We start from the raw sequence: 21839 nt of genomic DNA, 5'->3' as shown, positions 1-21839 counted from the left end.
TAGTGTGGTGAAAATAGATATTCGGAAGTGTAAACCCAAGGAAATAATTAACTCCGGTCAACGTGGCAGTTTCATTGCCCATTGGGAAAGTGATTTCCCGGTCATGACCGCTATCCACAGACGCTTTATCAACGCTTTGTATGAACGCGACGGTGGCGGCGATGCGGGCTTTCATTTCTGCTTCAGTTCCGACGGCATCGGGGATTTCAGGGAATGGGAGGCCAGCTAGTCGGGCTGTACCGCGAAACGCATGATTTGTCGTCGCCTTCACTTGCTCGGAAAAACTCCACATCTCTGGATTTAAGCGTGCCGTGAACAGAGTTTCGGGAGAAAACTTCCTCGTTTCGGCATCGGACACAGCCTTGTCGATCATGCCCACTTGACCAGCGAGCAGCTTGACGTAGACGGGCACGGACGCCTGATAGATGGAAAATGGCATTTGGTATCCTTTTATTGTTTTTGATAATGAAGCGCTTACGGCGATTGGCGAATCTGAGAAAGGGCCCAGACCTAAGGTGCGCGGCAAACAAACGAAGTGGCCTGCAACGGCATTATTGCTGGTCCGGTTCCAAAACGATCATGGTACCGTTCGAGAATGAGATCGACGACATCCTGTGGGTTGACCTCGCCACGTTGTCGAATTTCATCAACCATCGGCGTTCCGTGGATCATCGCGTTTGCGAAAGCCTCAGGATCTAAAATCTCTTTATCAAAATAGATTTTTTCGTGTTGTACATCCTGCCAACCGGCAGCTCTCAGATCACGCATCACATCAGCAGGATCGCCATATGAAAATGGTGCTTTGTAGAACCCCGGCGGATTTTCAGGAAAAAATTGTGCTACAACCTCATGAGATATTTGCGAATAAGGGTTGGCCGACATTGGACCCCAAGTATTAAAAATATAGTGGCCGTTCGGTTTCAAGACCCGTGCGGCTTCGCGGTAGGAAGCAGGCTTGTCGGGAAAAAACATAACCCCGAATTGACAGACTATCATGTCGAACTCGTCATCGGAGAACGAAAGGTCCATTGCATCAGCTTCGGAAAATTCAACATTTTCGGTGGGTAAAAATTTGAGGCTCGCAAGGTCCAGCATCGGCTGGTTCAAGTCAGTCACGACAAGGCGTGCGTCTGGCGACAGGATATCTCGGAGCCGTCGACTTAATATACCGGTTCCTGCTGCGAGTTCGAGCACATGACGTGCGCCTTTGGCACCCGCTCGCGCAGCCAGATCGTCAGCATAGTCATAAAAGATATTAGGCCCAAGTCCCGTATCATAAAAATCCGGAATGGTTCCAACGAATTGACCATTAATCGTCGTCATTTGCGTCTCCCTAATAAGAGGCAGCAAGATTGCGACCTCGCCTTTCAGCCTACATCACGCAAAGCAAAAAGACAGTGTTAACTGTTGATTTTCACTGAGAGCTGACCCGGTATTTTCACCGAGATATGACCCACCTTTGTTTATGTATCAGCGTCTATTTTTGGTCAATGCGGTCGTTTCCTTTCGAGTTTTCATTGCGGCCTCGGAGCTGGCTTTGAAGCGGTAGCTGTCGTTGCCAGTTTCCAGGATGTGGCAACGATGTGTGAGGCGATCCAAAAGCGCCGTAGTCATCTTTGCATCTCCGAAGACCTGGGCCCATTCCGAGAAGCTGAGGTTGGTTGTTATGATGACGCTGGTCTGCTCATAGAGGCCACCTGACCTCCCACGGAAGCGACCGCGCATTGCCGCACATGAATGCAGAGGCCTCTACGGGGCTTTGCGTTTGCATGCAGAACGAATTTATCGCGCGCGTCCACTAATTTTACGTTTGAATAAATTACATGTGTGTATCGACCGAACAGCACTTACGTGCTAGATTTGAGCAACATGACGCAGCTAGTTTCTCACTGCAAAATCGCCGCATGACCACCAGGTTCTTTCCACTCCCCAAGTCGGTCGAATGACTTCCAAAGTGGATGGAGTTTTCTCTAACCGTGCCCGCTTGAGTCTTGGAGGCTACCAAAAATGACCACCTCCAAGACATTAGTAACGTAGTTACGAGATGCCGCGAGCCCCTAGGCCTGCATCAATGTTGAAAACCTCACCCGTGATAAACTTGGCACCATCGCTTGCGAAGAACTTCACCATACGTGCGACGTCTTCTGGTTCAAACACCGCTTTGGGCAGCGGATGTGCCGCCGACATAATTTCGATCACGGCTTCCCACGTCGGATTTTCCGGAGAGAACGCTGGTATCAGTGATCTTGACAGAGGCGTATCAATAAGCGACGGGCAGATCACATTGCATGTTATTCCGTCACCGGCCAGCGAAAGAGCAGCCGATTTCGCCATTCCGATCACAGCCCATTTAGATGCAGTGTATGCTGCGTACCATTCATTGGGCTGACGCCCCAGGATGGACGAAATTACGACAATACTTCCGGATTTCTGCTTTCTCATGACTGGGGTCGCCGCCTGAATGGTACGCAACGCCCCAGTGACATTTATGTCCATTACAGTTTGCACGAGATCATCATCGAGAAACTCGAGGGGCCCAGCTTGTGTGATGCCGGCATTGACAAGTACGTGGTCCAGCGAGCCGAAGCGGGATACCGTCTCATTGACTGCGTTTGTCAATGCTGCGCGATCCCGCACATCGCCTTGGATTGTTAGGCACTCAACTCCATGTGTTTCGATCTGTAACTTTGCATTGTTAAGGTCTTGAACTGAAGACAAGTCGTAGCCGACTTCTGGCAGATTTTTAGCAATATCAAACAGCACGATGTTTGCACCTGATTGTGCCAACATATCTGCACTGGCAAGCCCGATACCACGAGCACCGCCTGTCACAAAGGCCGTTTTGCCTTCCATCTCTCGTCCAGTTTGCGCTTGCGCGGGTGTTGATCCTCCTGCGACCGCAGCAACAGCAGCAATTGTCGCAGCGCCACCTCCAACTAAGACCGATCGACGACTTGCGCTCTCGACGCGTTCGTTTGAGTCTAATTTTTCATTGTCGTTTTTCATTGTTATTTCTCCGTTTGCATTGGTTATCTTGTTTTCGGCCAAGTGCTCTCCGCGCTCCACCTGGTGCGTGCCTTACCGACGAGTTTAAGAAGTCGAGGACGAGCTTGCGCGTCAAATAATCCGAAAGCCCTCCCTAAACCTCCGAACGTTTAGGCGCAGTGCCAACTCTGAAGAGCAAAATCGGCTTTGGGGTCGAAGCCTGTCATTGGGGCTTGCGCAGCGACCGGTTGAAATTGCCCCGCAGAGCGGACGTTGGTGCAAAGCGGCGTCACGCGGCCGTGCTTGGATCGCCCGTCGCCCAAGCGACACCCTCTCCACGATCCATTGTTTTGATGGACGCTATGTCTGCGTCGTCAATTTGAAATCCTGCAAGGTCGATATTTTGCCGCATCCGATCTGGGTTCAGACTCTTGGGTAGGACGGCGTAGCCGTTTTGCACGCCCCACCGCAAAAGAAGCTGCGCTTCGGATACGCCATATTTTTCGGCCATCTGAGTGAACACCGATCCATCCGCCTTCATCGCATCGGTCTTAGCACTGTCTTGCCCCTCCTGCGTCCGCCATGTCGAAAGTGGGACAAGGCTGCTGTATGCAATCGGAGCGATCCCATTTTCGGCCATGTAGGCGATCAACTCTGGCTTTTGGGACCATGGGTGCAGTTCGATCTGGTTCGCATCAGGCATCGGCAGACCGGCCTGTTTGATCTCGTCGAGGTGGCCTTGGTTAAAGTTGCTCACGCCAATAGAACGGGCTTTGCCCATCTGCTTTAACTCAAGCAGTGCGCGCCATTGGGCGATACGTTCCGGCCCGCCATAAGGGGCGTGGATGAGGTAGAGATCGGCGTAATCCAGTCCAAGCTTTGCAAGGCTTGCATCACATTCGGCGACTGTCTGATCGCGTGATTTTGGTGTGTCGCCCCATGCCGGATTGCCGGGCCAAAGTTTCGCGGTCACAAAAATCGCATCGCGCGCCAGTCCCGTCGCCTCCAACCCAGCGCGGATGCCTGCGCCGACGGCCTCTTCGTTCTGATAAGCTGCTGCTGTATCGATATGGCGATACCCGTTTGAAATAGCGGAACTCACAGCGGCCGGAGCGTCATCATTTGACACTAAATACGTGCCAAAGCCCACGGCGGGGATTGCTGTATTATCGTTCAGGCGAAAAGTTTGCTGCATGGTGGTCATGATCGTCTCCAGTTGTGGCGTAGCGTTAAGGGCATCCTAACCGCGAAGATGGGGCGTTGCCTGCCAAATTCTCTATTGCGCATGCCTATTCCTCCAAAACATTATTGTTATAGGTGCGCCCGAAGTCAGTGCGTGCTATGGAATGGCGCGAGGAGATTGACATGCAGCTCAATGAAATTGCAAACCACGCCGCAACATATTTGACCAATATTGGCATAAAACCGGACACAACGTTGCCGAACCTCTTTGTAATGCGCAAGGAAGAAGTCAGCGCGTTGGAGGCGGTCGTCTACAATCCTGTCATCTGTCTTATCCTACAAGGGGCCAAAGAAACGACAATTGGGAGGCAATCTGTCAAGCTACGGGCTGGGGATGCGCTGCTGGTCAGCCATGATCTTCCCGTTCTATCCAAGATCACGCTGGCCAGTCCTGATATCCCTTATCTTGCCTTGATCTTCTCAATTGACTTGGGAGCGATCCGCAGCCTGTATGAACAGGTTGGCGAAACCGTAATCGAGGTTCCAAACGCACGATCCTTGTCCGCAGGGCCTGCAGATCCTTCATGGGTAGAACCGCTTGGCCGCTATCTATCGTTGGCGGATAAGCCGCTGGAGGCGAAGGTGCTTGGCCCCGCGATTTTACGCGAAGTTCATTTTCGCCTGTTGATATCGCCCATCGGAGGAATGTTGCGCAACCTGCTCTCCGTGGATAGTCACGCCAGTCGCGTCGGCAAAGCAATCTTGAAGATAAGAGCAGGCTTTCGTGAGCCGCTCGCTGTTGCAAAACTGGCCAAAACTGCCGGGATGAGCCAGTCATCCTTTCATGAGCACTTCAAATCGGTAACGGGAACCACTCCGCTCCAATTTCAAAAGGACTTGCGGATGATCGCCGCGCGCGAGCTGCTGCAAAGCGGGCAAAACACCGTCTCTGCGGTGGGATTTAAGCTCGGGTATGAAAGTCCGACACACTTCAGTCGCGATTATACCCGCAAGTTTGGCCTGGCACCGAGCAAAGAAATAATGCGCATCGACTTGGTGCATTCGTAGTGCGGAGCAGACATTCGCTGCGTTACATCAATTATGTCTATTTGGGCTCGCAGCAGTCATTCGCTGCGGCATCGGCGAAGGTCCGCTTAGGGCCGTTCGCGACATCTATGCTAGAGCTAGGCTCGAGACCTTTATGCGACCGCAGCATTCGACACTAAGGGCGGAAAACGGTCATTCGCTGCACACGCAAACTAATTTAGGCAACTTGAGGAAAGCGGACACTCGGGGCTGTGACCCAGTTTTTTCAATGTGCAAACGCAGCGAAAGTCAGCAAGGAGCCTATTCTGTTGAAAAACTCGACGCTTTGCCCCAAACGGCCAAAGCTGTAGAACACCTTCCCGCGAACAGTGCTCCTCAAAAACTGTATTTGCTAAAGACCCTTCCCTGAGAACAATGTTCTGAATTTTTAGCGCATTTTTTTGGTGTTGGAGCTTTTCAACAGAATAAGCCCATCTTTACCGACTTTCTGCAATGCAGCTAATGTCTGCTACCATGTGTGGGCCAAAAGCCTGCAACAACTGCGTAGGTTTTGAACGGGGTTTTTGGCAGCCGAAAATCAGGTCGTTTTTCACTTGTGCCAAAAACGAGCGTTTGTTGAGCGGGGTGGTATGCCTACTACGCCCAATCTAACGATGTTATTCGGGAACCCAATCTGCCGGTGCAGAATTCCAGAAAGCGTCGTCTAAGCGGTGTTATGGATAAACCAATGAGGCGAGTTGGGCGGCGGAAAACGGGACAGGTCCAAATTGGCAATACGCTATTTATTTTCTCTTGTTGGAAACTAAACCTGTGTTAAAATTTTCCTGTGGAAAATCCACCGACAGCACATTTCGCTATAGTCAATCGGTGTCAAAATTCTTCGAGATCAATCTGTCGGAGACTTTCAGTTTAGGGAATTTATCATGGTCTCGAAAAACTTACGTCTTATTCTTGGACTTAGCGGCTTTGTTCTTGCTGCAACATCCGTTCATGCGCAGCACAAAAATGACGGTTCTGTTTTGCCCTTCCCTCCTGTCCCAATGGCGGGCGAGGCAAAGCAGCGCTTGCAGGACTCGACAATGGAATGGCCTGCCCAAGCGCAAGTTTTGCCGGATGATGCGCCAAACATCCTCATTGTATTATTGGATGACGTAGGCTTTGGTATTTCGGAGGTTTTTGGTGGCGAAGTCAGCACGCCGACTTTTGCAAAACTGGCCGAAGAAGGGCTTGAGTATGCAACCTTCCATACGACTTCCATCTGCTCTCCAACACGAGCGGCTTTGTTAACTGGCCGCAATCATACACGAGTCAGTTCAGGGACAATCGCGGAGCGCGCAGTGGCATTTGATGGCTACACTGGGATCATCCCAAAGGAAGCCGCGACCATTCCCGAAATCCTAAAGCAATACGGTTATCACACCGCTGCTTTTGGCAAATGGCACAACACGCCAGCGGTTGAAACCACGTCCATTGGCCCCAAAGATCGGTGGCCAAATGGTTATGGCTTTGAGTATTTCTATGGCTTCTTGGGTGGCGAGACTTCCCAGTGGGAACCAAGGCTCACTGAAAACTATGATCACATTGAACCGCCAGAAGATCCAAATTATCACCTCACTGAAGATTTGGCTGACAAAGCCCTGACGTGGCTTGATGACTACCGCGCCTTTGATCCTGACAAACCCTTCTTTATGTATTGGGCCCCAGGCGGGGTACATGGTCCACACCATGTATTCCCTGAATGGGCAGATAAGTATGAGGGCAAATTTGATGATGGTTGGGACGCCTATCGCGAGCGCACATTTAAACGGCAGCTAGAACAAGGAATTATCCCTGAGGGTACGCAACTTACTGAGCGCGATGAAACGCTCGCGTCATGGGATAGCATTCCTGAAGGTCAGTTTGAGTTCCAAACCCGTTTGATGGAAATTTTTGCAGGTTATGTAGAACATACCGATACCCAAGTAGGCCGCCTATTGGATGGAATGGAGGATCGCGGCTTGCGCGACAACACATTGGTTTTCTATATCTTTGGGGACAATGGCTCATCTGCGGAGGGTCAGAAAGGCTCTATCAGTGAGCTTTTGGCGCAGAACAATATCGCAAATACCGTCGAAGACCAAATGGCAGCGTTGGAAAAAATCGGCGGTGTTGAAGTTCTTGGAAGCCCAAAGACCGATAATATGTATCACGCAGGCTGGGCCTGGGCAGGCAGCACCCCTTTTAAAGGGACGAAGCTCATGGGAAGCTATTTTGGCGGAACCCGCAACCCAATGGTTGTATCTTGGCCGGGGCATATCAAACCAGATGACAGCATGCGTCAGCAATTCCATCATGTCATTGATATCGCACCAACAATTTACGATATATTGGATATCAAAGTGCCAAAAGTTGTGAATGGCTATGACCAAATGCCTATCGACGGCACAAGCCTCGCTTACACTTTTGACGGTGCCAATGCCGAAGGTCAGAAGACAGAACAGTTCTTTGACAACAACGGCAGTCGTGGCCTTTATAAAGACGGCTGGTTCGCGGGGACATTTGGGCCGCTTATCCCATGGGATACATCAGCTTCATCGAAAACCCTTCCTGATTGGGACTCGGCCAATGATGTTTGGGAGCTTTACAAGCTAGATGATGATTTCTCGCAGGCAAATGATTTGGCGAGTGCAGAACCCGAAAAACTTAAGGAGATGCAGGAACAATTCCTGAAGGTCGCTAAAGACAATAAAGACTTCCCAATAGGCGCCGGAAACTGGCTGCGGTTTCACCCTGAAGATCGGGTAAAAACTGAATACAGCAGTTGGAATTTCACGCAGAATACCAATCGTATGCCCGAATTTACCGCCCCCGGTATTGGCCGAGAAAGCACTGTTGTGAATGTGGAACTCGAGATGGAAGATGGCGCAAATGGTGTGCTCTATGCCGTCGGCGGCGCAGGAGGCGGATTGAGTGTTTATCTTGAGGAAGGGCACCTTGTTTACGAATATAACATGTTGCTTATCGAGAATTATTTGGTGAAGACTGACGCTCCTTTAGCTGCGGGAAAACACAGTATTGAGATTGATACCCAAATCGACAAACCTGGCGGTGCAGCACAGGTCGTCATCACTGTCGATGGCGATAAGGTCGCCGAGACCACGGTCAAACGCACGGTTCCTGCGGCCTTCACGGCGACAGAAACTTTTGATGTTGGGACGGACCTTGGGTCACCTGTATCAACAGCTTATGCAGAGAAGCGGCCCTACACCTTTGGTGGCACCATTTCATCCGTCACAATCCAGAATAAATAGTTTTTCTTAGAGAAAGTATCAAAATCATGATGACTTCTTATTCAAAGCGTTCGACTGTGGCGGGTTTTGTAATGGCTTCATTCTGCGTGGGCGGTGTCGCCCAAGCAGGTGAAGGCGCAGGCAGTCACTATGTGCCAGGGACGCGCAACGACTTTCTTTTGGGGGTCTTTGGTCCCGCTGGCTGGTACGTACGGAATGATCTTTGGTATTTCGATTACAGTATGGGTGTAAACCCACGTGGCGGCGTTGTTACGGGAGAGGCCACCGAGAAAGCGTGGCTTAACACCCTTAAGCTCTCTTATCTGTCCAATAAGGAATTCTTTGGGGCACGATACGGTGCTTCGATGGCCGCCACCTATGTGATCAATGCTGACATCTCGGGAGCGGCCACAATCGGCGGGGGCAATGCACTAACCGGCGGCGACGTTTCCGGGCTGTCCGACTTGTATGTGGCCCCTGTTTTGCTCAACTGGACAGGAGAAAAGCAGCACTTTACCTTCCAAGGCGCATTTTATGCCCCAACCGGCGGATATAACCCAAACGCAAAACTCAACACAGGTCGCAATTATTGGACTTTGGATTTTGTAGGTAACTATACGTGGTTTGATCCAGCAACGGGTTGGGAAGTTTCAGCAAACGCAGGCTACCAATACAACTTTGAAAACCCAGAGACAAATTACAAAACGGGCGATGAAACACACGTCGATTGGACTTTCGCCAAACATTTCGCAAATAAGACCGCTCTTGGACTGAGCGGCTATTATTACGCCCAAGTTGAAAGCGACTCTGGTACGTTGGTTGGGCCAAAAAATGCATCGGATTTTCAAGCCTATAGTTGGGGGCTTGGCCCCTCTGCTCAGTTCAACTTGCCTGTTGGCGACAAGAGTGTGGGCATCATTGCAAAAGCGTTGTTTGATATCGATTCAAAAGACCGGCTAGAAGGCGATTTATTCATGCTATCCGCGACTTACGCATTTTAGTCATTCAATCCAATTCTGCGCTTTTAGGGAGAAATTCATGAACAAACTCTTCACCGGCTTTGTGGTCAGCCTTTTCGCAGGGCCGCTCATGGCTCAAGAAGCCGCGACACTGCCACCCTTGTCTTCCCTTTCTCGTGCAGTGCAGGAAAGCAGTAACAGGCAGCCTGCTATCCCGCGCCTAGAACAGGACAAAGAAGCCGCACAAATCCTCGCAGATTTCGAGGAGCGTTCGGGACAGAAACCAAACATCTTGCTCTTTATTGTGGATGACATGGGATATGGCGATCCGGGCGCTTTTGGAGGCGGGGAGGCTATTGGCGCGGCGACTCCAAATATGGATAAGCTTGCACGAGAAGGGTTAAAGCTCACCTCAACTTACGCGCAATACACCTGCACGCCAACACGCGCTGCGATACATACTGGACGGCTACCTGTGCGGACGGGACTGATCCGTCCTATTCTTGCTGGCGATCAAATCACGCAAAATCCGTGGGAGGGTGAAGTTTCATTACCCGGCGCTCTTTCGGATAACGGCTATTACTCACTATTGGTCGGGAAATGGCACGTTGGCGAAAGCGAGGGCATGCGCCCCCACGACATCGGCTATGATGAATTCTATGGCTATTACCGCGCACAGAAAGAATACATCCAAGCCTTTGATGCACACCGTTACCCTGATCTTGTCAATGACCCAGACAAACTCAAACGCTATAATGATATCGGTGCGGACGATACCTTGACCTATGGCCTTAAAGACGGAACGACAGAAGTCGTAGAAAAAGTCTCATCTGTACAGGATATGGCCGAAGGCGACGGGAAACTGCGCGATTATACCGTCAAACGCATCGCCGAGTTGGCGCAAAATGATCAACCCTTCTTCCTGACGCACGCGTTCATGAAGGTCCACGCCGACAACTGGCCCTCGGAGGTGTTTCGCGGTGCGAGTGCTTCTAAGTACCCGTACAAAGACGCCATCGTCGAAGTTGATACCTACATCGGGGATGTGGTTCAGGCGCTTGAGGATGCTGGCGAGCTAGAGAACACGTTTATCTTTGTAACCTCCGACAACGGCCCCCAAATGGATAGCTGGCCAGACGGTGGCTATACCCCGTTTCGCGGCGCGAAGGGCACCACTTGGGAAGGTGGCGTTCGGGTGCCAGGGATCGCATATTGGAAGGGTGTAATTCAGCCTGGACGTGTTTCGGATGGTCTGTTCGATCTCATGGATTTGTTTGATACATCCCTTACTTTGGCAGGTATTGGAACGGAGAACCTCCCAGATGATCGGTATTACGACGGGATCGACCAAACATCCTTCCTTCTCACCGATCAGGGTGAATCCCTTCGCGAGAATATCTATTTTTGGCTAGGATCAAGCCTTACTGCAATGCGGATGCGTGAATATAAATCGCACACGAAAATTGTAGAGACAGATGCAAGTATGCTCTGGATCGATATGGCTAAACTTATCGATACGGCTCTGGCTCCATGGCTTTTCAACCTCTATATAGACCCCAAAGAGAGCTATGCCGTTGGTCACCGTATGAATGCTTGGCAGGCGTCAATGGGCGCGGAAATGAAGGCGCATGGCGCAACGTTCAAGCAGTTTCCACCCAAAGATATTGGACTGAATTGACCTTAAACCAGTCATGTGAAGAGCACTTATGTTGCTGCTCTCCACAATCACCGGCTATCAACTTTCTGCGCATAATCATCTGTTATGTGGCCTCTCCCAAAAAGGACCGTTTATTGAACGGTTTCCTGAAAGCCGACATTTGCGCAGAAAAGCCGTAGGGCGGCAAAGTCCGCTTGGCAGACCTAGCGACCTAATAATGCTGCGGCAACGTGTCAATGTCCGCTTCGGTGGACTGCACCGCAGCATTTGAAAATGTTCTGAGTGGCAGGTTTGGGCCGGAAGTACCGTTTTTGCATCTCGCAATATCTGCCAGAATTCAAACGCTTGAGTAACAGACCATGGCGGCATTTCTAGACCTGCAGGTAACGTCGCAGACTTCTATCCTGCTCGCAAGTCGTCCAAAAACTCCGCCCACCATTCTGACATCTTCACACGCTCCTCCCAAAACGCCCCACGTGCATAAGCACGACGCACCTCGTTTCGTTCGACATGTGCCAAAGCACGTTCGATTGCGTCGGGGTGCCAAAGGCCGCTTTCATTGGCTAAAGTCGAAAATGTTGCCCTAAATCCATGCGAAGTCATTTCTTCGCCAGTATAGTCCATTCGGCGCAATGCGGCGTTCAAGGTGTTTTCACTGATGGGGCGATGAAATGAACGGGTAGATGGGAAAAGCAACCGCCCATGACCTGTCTCTTCTTTCAATTCCAACAATAATTTAATCGCCTGTCTTGGCAACGGCACGGCATGTTCAATGCGCATTTTCATTCGCTCGGCTGGAATTTTCCAGACATTCGCTTCAAAATCGAATTCTGCCCATTCAGCTAAGCGTAATTCTCCGGGGCGCGTTGTGACGATTGCCAGCAATTCCAATCCTAAACGTGTGGTGTTTTGCCCATTATAACCTGAGATTGCTCGCAGCAATCCAACAAGTGCATCTTTGTCTGTTATTGCAGCGCGTGATTTGGTTTTTTGCCTAATAAGCGCATCGCGTAATGCAAACGTTGGATCGTTTTCGGCCAACCCGTTCGCGATAGCATAGCGAAACACCGCGCCGACAGTGGATCGAATGCGATGCGCGGTTTCGTAGAGTTCTTTGGCTTCACTCTTTTTCAGGGTCTTCAGAACGATTGCTGATGAAATATCATTGATCGGTAAGCGCCCGAAATCCTTGTTCGCGATGGCGATAAAGGACGATACTTTTTTCAAAGTGGCGGGCGCTCGGCCTTCTATCGTGATCTTGGCCAAATAGAGTGCAGCTATCTTTTCAAAGGTATTCGCGTTTTCCTGCTGTCGAAGCACATTACCTTCTTGTCGTGCCAAGCTTGGATTAATTCCAGCCGCAACTAGCTTTCGTGCATCGTCTCTCTTTTGCCTTGCTTGCAACAACGAAACATCGGGATATTTACCGAATGAAAGCAGCCCCTCTTTCCCATCCAACCGATACTTAAATCGAAAGAGCCTAGAGCCGCTTGGCTGAACAGCAACAAACAAACCATCAAAGTCGCTTACTTTATAAGATTTCGCTCTAGGCTTTAGATTCTTTATCTTTACATCTGTAAGCGCCATGCTGGGGGTATCCAATTTTCCTAAATCTACCCCTACCCCCAAAGTACCCCCCTTTTAGGCAGGATACAGCCGCACACGATTGGACGGGATAGGACAACAAATCGTTAGAAACCCTTATAAACAAGCTTCAATCGGATGTCACTGGACTTTAATAAACTGGAAAATGGTGCCCCCACACGGACTCGAACCGCGGACCTACTGATTACAAATCCGAGGCACCTCAAAATCACTACTTCATCCAATCGCGTCCAACCTTGTCCAATACAATCCCTCTACTACATTAATTTAATTGCATTTTTCTAAAATATCGATTGTTTTGTAGAAGCTTTTCATCTACACTTGTCTAGTATGATCCAGTCAAATCCAGCAATATTTGTCCCCCCCACTGTCCCCCAGAAAAGAAATACCATGAAAATCAACTTAAACGATCGGTATTTGCGCAGCCTGAATCCGCCCGAAACTGGGCGCTTGGAGGTTTCTGACACTAAGCGGAGCGGGTTGCGATTTCGACTTACCCCCAAGGGCAAATCGAGCTGGATGTACGAAAAACGGGTAAAGGGCGGACTAAAACGCAAACACACGTTTGGCTCTTGGCCTACTGTTTCCCTTGCTGAAGCAAGATCAATGGCTTTGGAGATTGAAGCGGAAGCTGCAAGAGGAATTGACCGTGTCACTATAGCTCAGGACGAACAGCTTGCTCTTGAAGAGGCACGCGCCAGTCAACTGACTGTTCAGGAGGTGATCAATTTTTATTGGGACTTACACCTTTCAAACTTGCGGACAGGTGAAGAACGCAAACGGCAGCTAGAGACGGCGTTGTTTAGTCATCTCAACAAACCAATTGAAGCCCTTTCTCGGAAAGACCTACAGGAAGCCGTCGATGCGAAAAACAGGGAAGGAAAAAAAGTTTACGCAAACCGGATTAGGTCTGCCTTTCTTGCATTCAGTAACTGGGCTTGGCAACGCAACTATTTGGCTGAGCCTATTGGCGCAGGCGTCGCAAAAGCTATAAAGGAAACCGCCCGCGAGCGCGTCCTAACTGTTGAGGAAATTCGTGAAATCTGGGATGCGTCGTTTTCGATGGGCGCATTGTGGGGGCCCGTTCTACGGCTAATATTTTTAACTGGCCAGCGCAGAAGCGAAATCATCAAGTTACGCTGGGCAGAAGTAGATATGGACAAATCTCGTATCATTAAAGCGGGCTCACAAACAAAAAACGGCAAGCCACAAATCACCCACCTTTCGCTGCCTGCCCTAAAAGAATTGCAAACGCTTGCTAGAACCGAGTGTGAATTCGTCTTTAGCACAACGGGCAAAACTCCTGTTTCAGGTATCTCAAAAATGAAAAGCCATCTTGATTCACTCTTGGGTAATGACTTTAAACCCTGGCGATTACATGATTTCAGAACCGCAATGGCAACAGCTCTAGCAGAAGCTGGGGTGCCTGAAACGATAGTCGATAGAATTCAAAATCATCAAGCGACAGGCTCCGCTCCCAGTGCCGTTGCGAGGGTCTATAATCAATCGACTCAATTGCCGGAGCGAGCAAAAGCTTTAGATAAATGGGCGGAAATATTGACAGGAAAGTCTTCAAAAGCAGTTAAACTGAATGGAAAAATGTCGATTCCAGAATAAACCAATTGAAATTTCCTTAGGCGAATTGAGTGAAGCCTCAAACTAGAGGTTTGGTTTGGAAATTGTCATTTTGTTACCTTCGCTTCTCAAATCATTGAAGCAAACTTCTCCCATCGGTCGGTTCAAAATTCGTTACTGGTTACGCAAAACAGTTCAGCACAACCAAACGCTTCCGAGGATGTTTGAGTCTCTGGCTCACCGACTTCAACTCTTTCCGAGGAATGTCATTTGGTCAAAACTCAAAATTTGAGGCTTTTTGGCAGAAACTAAAAAGCGTTTGTCTCATTTTCAAAAGTCTGCGTCCCCGCAAACTCATACGTTAAAAATAAGTTAACGAGGGGAAAATATGAAACAAGTATTGTCAATTCTAATGGCCACCACCTTCATCGCAATACCAGCGTTTGCAACGCCTATTGTTGGGGAAGCCAAAGTCATCGATGGTGACACGCTTTATGTTGGGAACATCAAAGTGAGGCTCGAAGGTATCGATGCCCCAGAACAAAGCAAGCCGGGTGGTTTCTTCGCAACCAGCACCCTTAGCTCGATTGTCGGCATAACAAATGTTCACTGCGAATTAACTGGTGATGTGACGTACGACCGTATGGTTGGCGTATGCTACACACTAGATGGTAGAGATTTAGCCGCCGAAGTCATTCGAGCAGGCGCCGCATTGGATTGCATGCGGTTTTCAAAGGGGCGCTACAGGTCACTTGAACCTAGCGGCATCCGCGCAAAGCTACCCCAAGCGAAATACTGCTACTAGGATTTGCACAATGACTTTTGTAGACAGATCAAACGTTGAAGAAGCCAATGCTTCGGACACGGAGACCCAAGCTTATAATCAGACCTACGCTTCTCGCCTTAAAAAATTGGCTTGGGCAATTGAAATCGTTCTCGTAACCGTTGGTTTGGGAATTGCATTTGCTCAAGCCACCGCTTCACCCGAGGGATCAGGGTATATTCAAATGTTCCCAGTCTTTGGGGTGTTTGTGGTTTTGGCTGTGGTTGAACTCGCTAAAATTCCAGCAGCGACCGTTGTTTTCCACGCAAAAGGCTGGCGTAAAATGCTGCCTTTTGCGGGCTTGGCACTGGCCTCTCTCATATCATTTGAAACGATCTTTAACGGATATGAACGGTATGCGCATGAAACAACCAAGCCCGTGGTTGAGGCTAAGAGCAACTTAATTGCACTTGAAGGCGACAAAGAACGGCTTTTGACGACCGAGTTGTCAGGGGAAACCGATGGTTCACGAGTCGCGGAGTTGGACGAAAAACGCGTTGCCGATCAACGTGACGTCGTCGCAAGAGCCGCGGATGCCGCGCAGCGGGCGCGTGATAACCTCGATAGCGAAGAAACCAAGGAGTTAAAAACTCAATTGTCGAGCCTTCTCGATCAACAAAATCAAGCTGGAAACGAAGCAGACAAGATTTGGATCGACGAGCAGAAATGGATAAATGAACGCCTAAAAGATGGTGCCATCGACGCAAAAACACGCGATCAACTTAACCGGCGTATGCGCGACATGCCCGCACGGCAGTCATTTGTGAACGAGGAACGCGCAAAGTTCGATGACTCCATTGCCAAGATAAACACGAACATCGAAGCCTCAATTACGGTCCCCTCTCCGGAGGCCGTCGCCATCTTGGAGGCTGCGGAAATTAGACTGAAATCGGCACAAGAGCAATTGAACACCTTCGAACAGCAAGCCGATCAACGGGCGTCTTCTCGGATTGACGATGAACTTGCCGCAGGTAATGCCGCGAAGGCTCGGGCTACACAAATTGAAGCGCTTGAAGAACAGATTGTCAAAGCCCAGCGTGCCATTGACGAAAAATCCGAGATCTCACAACTTCATCGCTGGGCCGCATTTTTCTATGGCTCAGGCGCATCCGAGGTGGGTGAAGACCAAGTGAAAAGAACTGGGGCAATTTTCGGCCTAATATTGGGAATTGTTGGTGCACTTACTGGGGCAAGTGTTGCGATGTATTCGGAATGGTTCCGCACTCGCGGAATCCAGCCCAAGATCATTGAAAAGAAAGTGCCAATAGAAGTGATCGTCGAGAAAGAAGTGGAAAAAATCGTCGAAGTGGAAGTTCCAATCATAAAGTACAAATATGTACCCATTCCAATCGGTGATGATTTTGACGACGCAATCGATGGAATTTTGCAAGCCCTCCCAAAGGAAGCTGCGGATGAACTTCGAGCGCAGATGGCCGACTATTCCAAACCCGAAGTCAAGTTGGCGGATATTTCCGAAACCGATCTTAAATCTAAGGAGAAGACCTATGCGCGAGCAGCATGATACCCATTTGTTGGATAAGATGGTCGAATCCATATCGGATAAGATTCGTGTACCAGCCAAAGAGATTGGCGAAGCTTCGGCACGACGAACCCGCGAGGTTCATGTTGCCTCGGAAGCTGTTTCAAAAGCTGCTGAAGCTGACGCCAGAAAAACAGTTCTCTATTCTGAAGGCCGCAAGGTTTTTGTAGTTTTTTCTGCACTATCTCTCTTCGTTGTTGCAATTGGATTTGCTGGGTGGCTGATCCTCTCAGCTATACCCGAGCGAATAGTCGAAACTAGAATAGAGGTGGTTTCAGAAAATCCAGTTCCCGCACCAAACTGGCCGCCTGCATTTGTCCCAGACACTAATTCGACGGACGGGGGAATTGTAACGACAAACTTCACGTTATTTCGAGAGAAAATTGTAAAAATTGGCAGTAAAGAGTTCAAGGTCGTTGCCGGTCATGACTTTGCCACAGAGACGGATACAATGTTTTCGAATGCTTGGTGTTATACTAATACATCCGTGGACGCTCTTGATGTTCGTATACAACTTGGAAATTCCCAACCGAACCAATCCGCCATAGAATCTACACCTACAGAGGAAATGTTAGAAACGACCGGATTAACTCGCGGCAATATCAATACTCTATTCCAAGAGTGCCAATGGCTAGACGGCAATCCAAACGTCAAGGCGAGCATCGGGGGGAGTGGCGTTTATCAGTTTAGCTCGGAAGTCTCTGAGGAGAGCGTTGATCACCTCATCGCCGCAATTGCTGGGGGAGCATCCGTAGTTGAATTTTCTTCGCCAGGTGGTTTGGTGGATGAAGCCATTCGCGGATTCTCAGCTATACGCAATGCTGGAATGAAGACTGTCGCTACCGGCGAATGCGCAAGTGCATGCTCACTTATGTTTCTCGGAGGCACAGAAAGAACGGTCTCTATGAGTGGTAGTATCGGCGTTCACCAATGGCGCACAGACGAAGGTACTATCGATGAATCCGAAGCACAAATGACCTCGGCAACGCTAATTGGATTAATCACATCTGCGGGCGTTTCAGAGGAGTTTTATATCGCGGGCGCGCGGACGCCACCCAACAAAATGTACAATTTAACGCGCAGCGAACTTGTCAAATGGGGCGTCGTACGCCAATCAGTTTGAACTGTTTTCGCAAGCAAGAAAAAAATAGAGAACAATTTCCGGAAAGAAGTTCTTATTAGACCCTCAGAGAATCCAGAATATTTAGTTTTGGCCCGCCGCTAAGTTCCTCAAGGATTGTCAGGATATAGCTAATCAAGCTTGATGCCGAAAGCCGCTCGGAGCGATACCAGTCCAACGCTTAAAGGCCGTTGAGAACGCAGCCTGATCCGCGTAACCAAGGGAATACGCAATCCCAGCTAGAGGCATGTCATCCTTCATAAATGTTTTAGCAAGATTACATCTTAAACTATCGACAATTTCACGATAACTAACTCCGTCGTCCTTGAGGCGTCGTGCGAACGTTCTAGCACTCATTCCCAGACTTGTGGCCACTTCGTCAGAAGACATTATTTTTCCAGGCAAAGCGGAGGTGAGCACCCCTTCGACCCGCGAACGAAGCATTTGGTTTGATTCTTTGCGTTCCATCACAAGCTTCTCGGCGTAAGCACGGAGGTGTTCATTCAACCGAGGGTTATAGGTCGGAATTGGAAAGCGAAGTGTTGTTACTGGCAGTACAATCTCTGATTGTTCCGTTCCAAAAACAACAGGAAACCCAGCGATTTTTTGAAATATGCTCTCTGACTTTCCAACCTGATGCTCGAACCTTATTTCAATCGGGTAGAAGTTTTTTTGAGTGATGGCGCGCATTCGCGATAGTATCCCAAACACCTTAAACTCTATGAGTCGGTGGAATTGAGCAAAGCTCTCATCAACCAAGTGGGATTCTACGGACGCAAAATTGCTAGACACATTCAAAACTAAGTTGGTTGTTGGATCGCTCAAAACCAGTAATTTGGCAATATTTTCAAAACCAGTGCCGACATCCTTCGAGTATTGGCTGATGTAAGCCACAATGCCAGTAGAAGTGCGAAAGCTTAATCCGGCTTTTGCTGCGAACGTAATATCGCCAAGCGCATTGCACGCTTCGTTGATGAACTGTGCTTCAGTTCTGGGAGTGCAAATATTTGTTGCTTGCTCGATGTCTTTTCTACTTAACTTACATCTATCCAAAACGACTGAAACCAGTTTTTCGTCTTTGGCCTCAGCCGAAAGCGCGTTCATCATATGCACTAATCGGGATTTATCAAATTCCATTAAAATTCCTGGATGTTCAGTCAACATGTGAGACTATACGAATCTAAATGGAAATCTCAATAAAAACTACGTGGCTCGCAGCCCTTTACCGGATCGAGAAGCAGGCCCGCGGCACATCTGCCGAGGATCGACTGGCGCTGGACCATGCCAAAAGCGCGCCCAAGATCTTAGTCTTCAAAACATGGTTGGATCACGCCCGCACGCAGGTCTCTGCCAAATCCCCAACTGGTGACACGCTCAAATACATTGCCAAATAATGGGACGGGTTGATCCTGTTCCTCGGAGATGGCCGCATCAGATGGACAGCAACACCGTCGAACGCACGATCCGCCCCATCGCCCTGCAAAGAAAGAACTCGCTCGTCGCGGGCCACGAAGCTGGCGCACAAAACTGGGCCAAGTTCGCGCCGCTCATTGAGACCTGCAAACTCAACAAAGTCGAGCCGCACAGGCACAGAACCAGAGTCCTCACTGCCATCGTCAAGGGCCATAAGCAGAAGGTTATTGCGCAACTACTGCCGTGGAACTTTGGCAAGTGAAGCACCGTTTACGAACAGCTGGAGAATTTCCGAAATAACTCTTTATGAAAAACGGGCGCTCATCGAAAGCTTTCCTTTGAGATGTCCTACGACGTTCGAAACAGATCTAACCCTCTTTTCAAACGTCGTACTGAACCTTTTCGGACCTGTTTTTTTTCAAGTAACTGTTTAGTCAAGTTTTTCTATATCTGTGCTTGGGCTTAAGGAACTCAAACAAAATCGAAGTCTGACGCATTCACGTCACTCCGACCAAGCCCCTGAAGGAGAATGTTATCACTACCATACTCGACAAGAAGTCCTGCGTTTGTTTCCGTGAACTTCAAATCCGACAGATTTTCCGCTCCGTTTGAAAGACGAATAGTATCTCCGCCGCCAAAATCAGTGATCGTATCACTGCCTGAATTGGCGCTGAAAATAAACGTGTCAGCACCCAAACCGCCACTCAGAACATCCGATCCACCGTCTCCGCGCAGTTGATCGTTTCCGTTGCCGCCGTAAAGCTTGTCGTTGCCACCTCGTCCAGCAATAAAGTCGTTTCCATTGCCACCCACGATGGTGTTCGCACCACCGTTCCCCGCCAAAACATCGTTATAGTTCGAGCCCAAAAGATTCTCGATTGAAGAATAGGTGTCGCCAGCAGCTTCACCCCAGTTGGTGCCTGAATACTGTAAGTCAGCGCGAACGCCGGACGTAGCAGAGGTATACTCTGCACGGTCGATACCTGCACCGCCATTGAGATGGTCAACTCCTATACCGCCATTTAGACGGTCATGTCCGTTTCCGCCGTAAAGATTGTCGTTGCCGCCACGGCCAGCGATATAGTCGTTGCCGTTCGCACCTGCGATCAAGTTGACCCCGTTGTTGCCAGTCAGAACGTCATTGTGGTTCGAACCATAAAGGTTTTCGATTGAAGAATAGGTGTCGCCAGCAGCTTCGCCCCAGTTGGTGCCTGAATACTGTAAGTCAGCGCGAACGCTGGACGTAGCAGAGGTATACTCTGCACGGTCGACACCATAGCCACCATTGAGATGGTCGGCACCGGAGCCGCCGTTCAGGCGGTCGTGTCCGTTTCCGCCGTAAAGATTGTCGTTGCCGCCGCGGCCAGCGATATAGTCGTTACCGTTGGCACCCGCGATGGTGTTCGCACCACTGTTCCCCGCCAAAACATCGTTATGGTTCGAGCCCAAAAGATTCTCGATTGAAGAATAGGTGTCGCCAGCGGCTTCGCCCCAGTTGGTGCCTGAATACCGTAAGTCAGCTCGAACGCCGGACGTAGCATTTATGTACTCTGCGCGGTCAATACCGTTGCCTCCATTGAGATGGTCCGCGCCCCAACCGCCGTTTAGACGGTCGTGTCCGTCGCCACCATTGATCCAGTCGTTTCCTCCACGGCCAGCGATGAAATCGTTGCCTTCATCCCCTAAAATTATATTCCCGCCACCATCACCCAATAGAGTATCATTATGTTTTGAGCCTGCGAGATCTTCGATGGAGACGTAGGTATCTCCTGCCGCATCGCCAGTGTTATTGCTACTATACTGTAGGTCGGCGCGCACGCCTCGCGCGGCATCGAAATAACTTGCGGCGTCACTTCCTGACCCGCCGTTTAGGTAATCTGCACCCGAGCCGCCAGAAATGAAATCGTCGCCCGTGCCACCCCAAATTCTATCATTGCCTGAGCCACCTGAAATGGCGTCTGATCCAGCATCACCAAAGATCGTGTCATTGCCACCAAATCCAAGAAGGCTATCGTCTCCATCAAAACCAGCAATATCGTCAGCATAGTCAGAGCCATAGACTGTATCTGCACCGCGACCAATATATTCAATAAGTGCATCAGCATTGCCCGTGTTCAGAGCATTTTGAGCGAGATCCCAGTCGATAGAAAAGTTACTAAATTCTACGACTTGCGTATTGCCGCTGTACTCGGTGTAACCGGTAATAGTCCCACTGATATTGCCATAGTAGTCGTAGTTAAATGATCCAGAGTACTGAAACGTCTGCCCTTCAACCTGAACGACAATTGTGTTGCCATCTGCATATGTTAGGTCCCCGGCGCCAGAGCCAATATCCCACATTTTAAAACCAAGGTTTCCGTTGATGAAAGCCATTGCTGATCTCCTTCTAGTTTGTTTTTAAATAATTCAAATAAGGAGATAGTCAGAGTTGGCGCTGATCGCTTTCTATTTTCTGCCAACTTCTTTTTAATTCTGGCCAATCCTGACTTTGGGACGGATTTCTGGATCATGTCGATGTTGGGTGAGGCATTGAAGTAATGTCGTGTTGTTTTGCACTGAGAGCTGACCCGGTAGCCCCATAAATTTTCACTGAGAGTTGACCCATGTAAACACACTACCCTGACGGATTTGGTCAGGGAGATATGGAGTGATCGACATGGGATT

17 protein-coding genes and 1 pseudogene are annotated in these 21839 nt (G+C 49.5%); 10 read left to right on the top strand and 8 right to left on the bottom strand.

The window, feature by feature from the left end; translation table 11 throughout:
* The 5 genes and pseudogenes from AB9F26_RS21065 to AB9F26_RS21045 form a co-directional block, all read right to left on the bottom strand.
* Positions 1-439, bottom strand: a 439-nt coding sequence (locus tag AB9F26_RS21065) for a DUF1993 family protein (protein WP_369769016.1), incomplete at its 3' end; no start/stop codon positions are given.
* A gap of 71 nt (positions 440-510) precedes the next feature.
* Positions 511-1323 (bottom strand): class I SAM-dependent methyltransferase, encoded by an 813-nt coding sequence (locus AB9F26_RS21060; protein ID WP_369757867.1) that lies wholly within the window; start codon positions 1321-1323, stop codon positions 511-513.
* A 147-nt stretch (positions 1324-1470) separates the two neighbouring features.
* Positions 1471-1692, bottom strand: a pseudogene (locus AB9F26_RS21055) (ATP-binding protein); the annotation flags it as partial.
* Positions 1693-2037: 345 nt separating this feature from the next.
* A complete protein-coding gene (locus AB9F26_RS21050) occupies positions 2038-3006 on the bottom strand; it encodes an SDR family oxidoreductase (RefSeq protein ID WP_369757868.1) in 969 nt (322 codons plus the stop codon).
* 268 nt (positions 3007-3274) lie between these two features.
* Positions 3275-4189: an aldo/keto reductase gene (locus AB9F26_RS21045; RefSeq protein WP_369757869.1), complete on the bottom strand. Its 915-nt coding sequence runs from the start codon at positions 4187-4189 to the stop codon at positions 3275-3277.
* A gap of 161 nt (positions 4190-4350) precedes the next feature.
* On the opposite strand from AB9F26_RS21045, the gene AB9F26_RS21040 reads away from it, so the two are divergent.
* The 4 genes from AB9F26_RS21040 to AB9F26_RS21025 all read left to right on the top strand — a co-directional run bounded on the left by AB9F26_RS21040 (position 4351) and on the right by AB9F26_RS21025 (position 11120).
* A complete protein-coding gene (locus AB9F26_RS21040) occupies positions 4351-5235 on the top strand; it encodes an AraC family transcriptional regulator N-terminal domain-containing protein (protein WP_369757870.1) in 885 nt (294 codons plus the stop codon).
* A 902-nt stretch (positions 5236-6137) separates the two neighbouring features.
* Positions 6138-8504 (top strand): sulfatase-like hydrolase/transferase, encoded by a 2367-nt coding sequence (locus AB9F26_RS21035; protein ID WP_369769015.1) that lies wholly within the window; start codon positions 6138-6140, stop codon positions 8502-8504.
* A 71-nt stretch (positions 8505-8575) separates the two neighbouring features.
* Entirely contained in the window at positions 8576-9484 is a 909-nt protein-coding gene (locus AB9F26_RS21030; protein WP_369769014.1) for a transporter, read from the top strand.
* Positions 9485-9521: 37 nt separating this feature from the next.
* Entirely contained in the window at positions 9522-11120 is a 1599-nt protein-coding gene (locus AB9F26_RS21025) for an arylsulfatase (protein WP_369769013.1), read from the top strand.
* 378 nt (positions 11121-11498) lie between these two features.
* Here AB9F26_RS21025 and AB9F26_RS21020 read toward each other — a convergent pair whose 3' ends face one another.
* Positions 11499-12686 carry a tyrosine-type recombinase/integrase gene (locus AB9F26_RS21020; protein WP_369757882.1) on the bottom strand — a complete coding sequence of 396 codons (1188 nt, stop codon included), beginning with the start codon at positions 12684-12686 and terminating at the stop codon, positions 11499-11501.
* 408 nt (positions 12687-13094) lie between these two features.
* Here AB9F26_RS21020 and AB9F26_RS21015 point away from each other — a divergent pair, with 408 nt between their 5' ends.
* From AB9F26_RS21015 to AB9F26_RS21000, 4 genes are all read left to right on the top strand, one after another.
* The gene (locus tag AB9F26_RS21015) at positions 13095-14321 is read left to right on the top strand and encodes a tyrosine-type recombinase/integrase (RefSeq protein ID WP_369769012.1); all 1227 of its coding nucleotides are present in this window, start codon (positions 13095-13097) and stop codon (positions 14319-14321) included.
* A 346-nt stretch (positions 14322-14667) separates the two neighbouring features.
* Positions 14668-15084, top strand: a complete 417-nt coding sequence (locus AB9F26_RS21010) for a thermonuclease family protein (RefSeq protein WP_369769011.1) — start codon at positions 14668-14670, stop codon at positions 15082-15084.
* Between the two features lie 10 nt (positions 15085-15094).
* A complete protein-coding gene (locus AB9F26_RS21005) occupies positions 15095-16624 on the top strand; it encodes a hypothetical protein (RefSeq protein WP_369769010.1) in 1530 nt (509 codons plus the stop codon).
* Complete coding sequence (locus AB9F26_RS21000) at positions 16608-17765, top strand: hypothetical protein (RefSeq protein WP_369769009.1); 1158 nt, start codon at positions 16608-16610, stop codon at positions 17763-17765. Before AB9F26_RS21005 ends, AB9F26_RS21000 begins: the two co-directional genes overlap by 17 nt.
* Before the next feature lie 132 nt (positions 17766-17897).
* Here the strand turns inward: AB9F26_RS21000 and AB9F26_RS20995 are convergent, their stop codons facing one another.
* Entirely contained in the window at positions 17898-18899 is a 1002-nt protein-coding gene (locus AB9F26_RS20995; protein WP_369769008.1) for a helix-turn-helix domain-containing protein, read from the bottom strand.
* Positions 18900-18946: 47 nt separating this feature from the next.
* Here AB9F26_RS20995 and AB9F26_RS20990 point away from each other — a divergent pair, with 47 nt between their 5' ends.
* Entirely contained in the window at positions 18947-19156 is a 210-nt protein-coding gene (locus tag AB9F26_RS20990; protein WP_369769007.1) for a transposase, read from the top strand.
* A gap of 41 nt (positions 19157-19197) precedes the next feature.
* Positions 19198-19437 (top strand): transposase domain-containing protein, encoded by a 240-nt coding sequence (locus AB9F26_RS20985; protein ID WP_369769006.1) that lies wholly within the window; start codon positions 19198-19200, stop codon positions 19435-19437.
* A gap of 209 nt (positions 19438-19646) precedes the next feature.
* Here AB9F26_RS20985 and AB9F26_RS20980 read toward each other — a convergent pair whose 3' ends face one another.
* Positions 19647-21548, bottom strand: coding sequence for a calcium-binding protein (locus tag AB9F26_RS20980; RefSeq protein WP_369769005.1), 1902 nt, complete (start codon positions 21546-21548; stop codon positions 19647-19649).
* Positions 21549-21839 lie beyond the last annotated feature (291 nt).

It is taken from the genome of Falsihalocynthiibacter sp. BN13B15, assembly GCF_041205415.1.
Lineage (GTDB): Bacteria > Pseudomonadota > Alphaproteobacteria > Rhodobacterales > Rhodobacteraceae > Falsihalocynthiibacter > Falsihalocynthiibacter arcticus.
The sequence above is the reverse complement of the archived record's forward strand: the minus strand, read 5'-3'. Positions and strand labels throughout refer to the sequence as shown.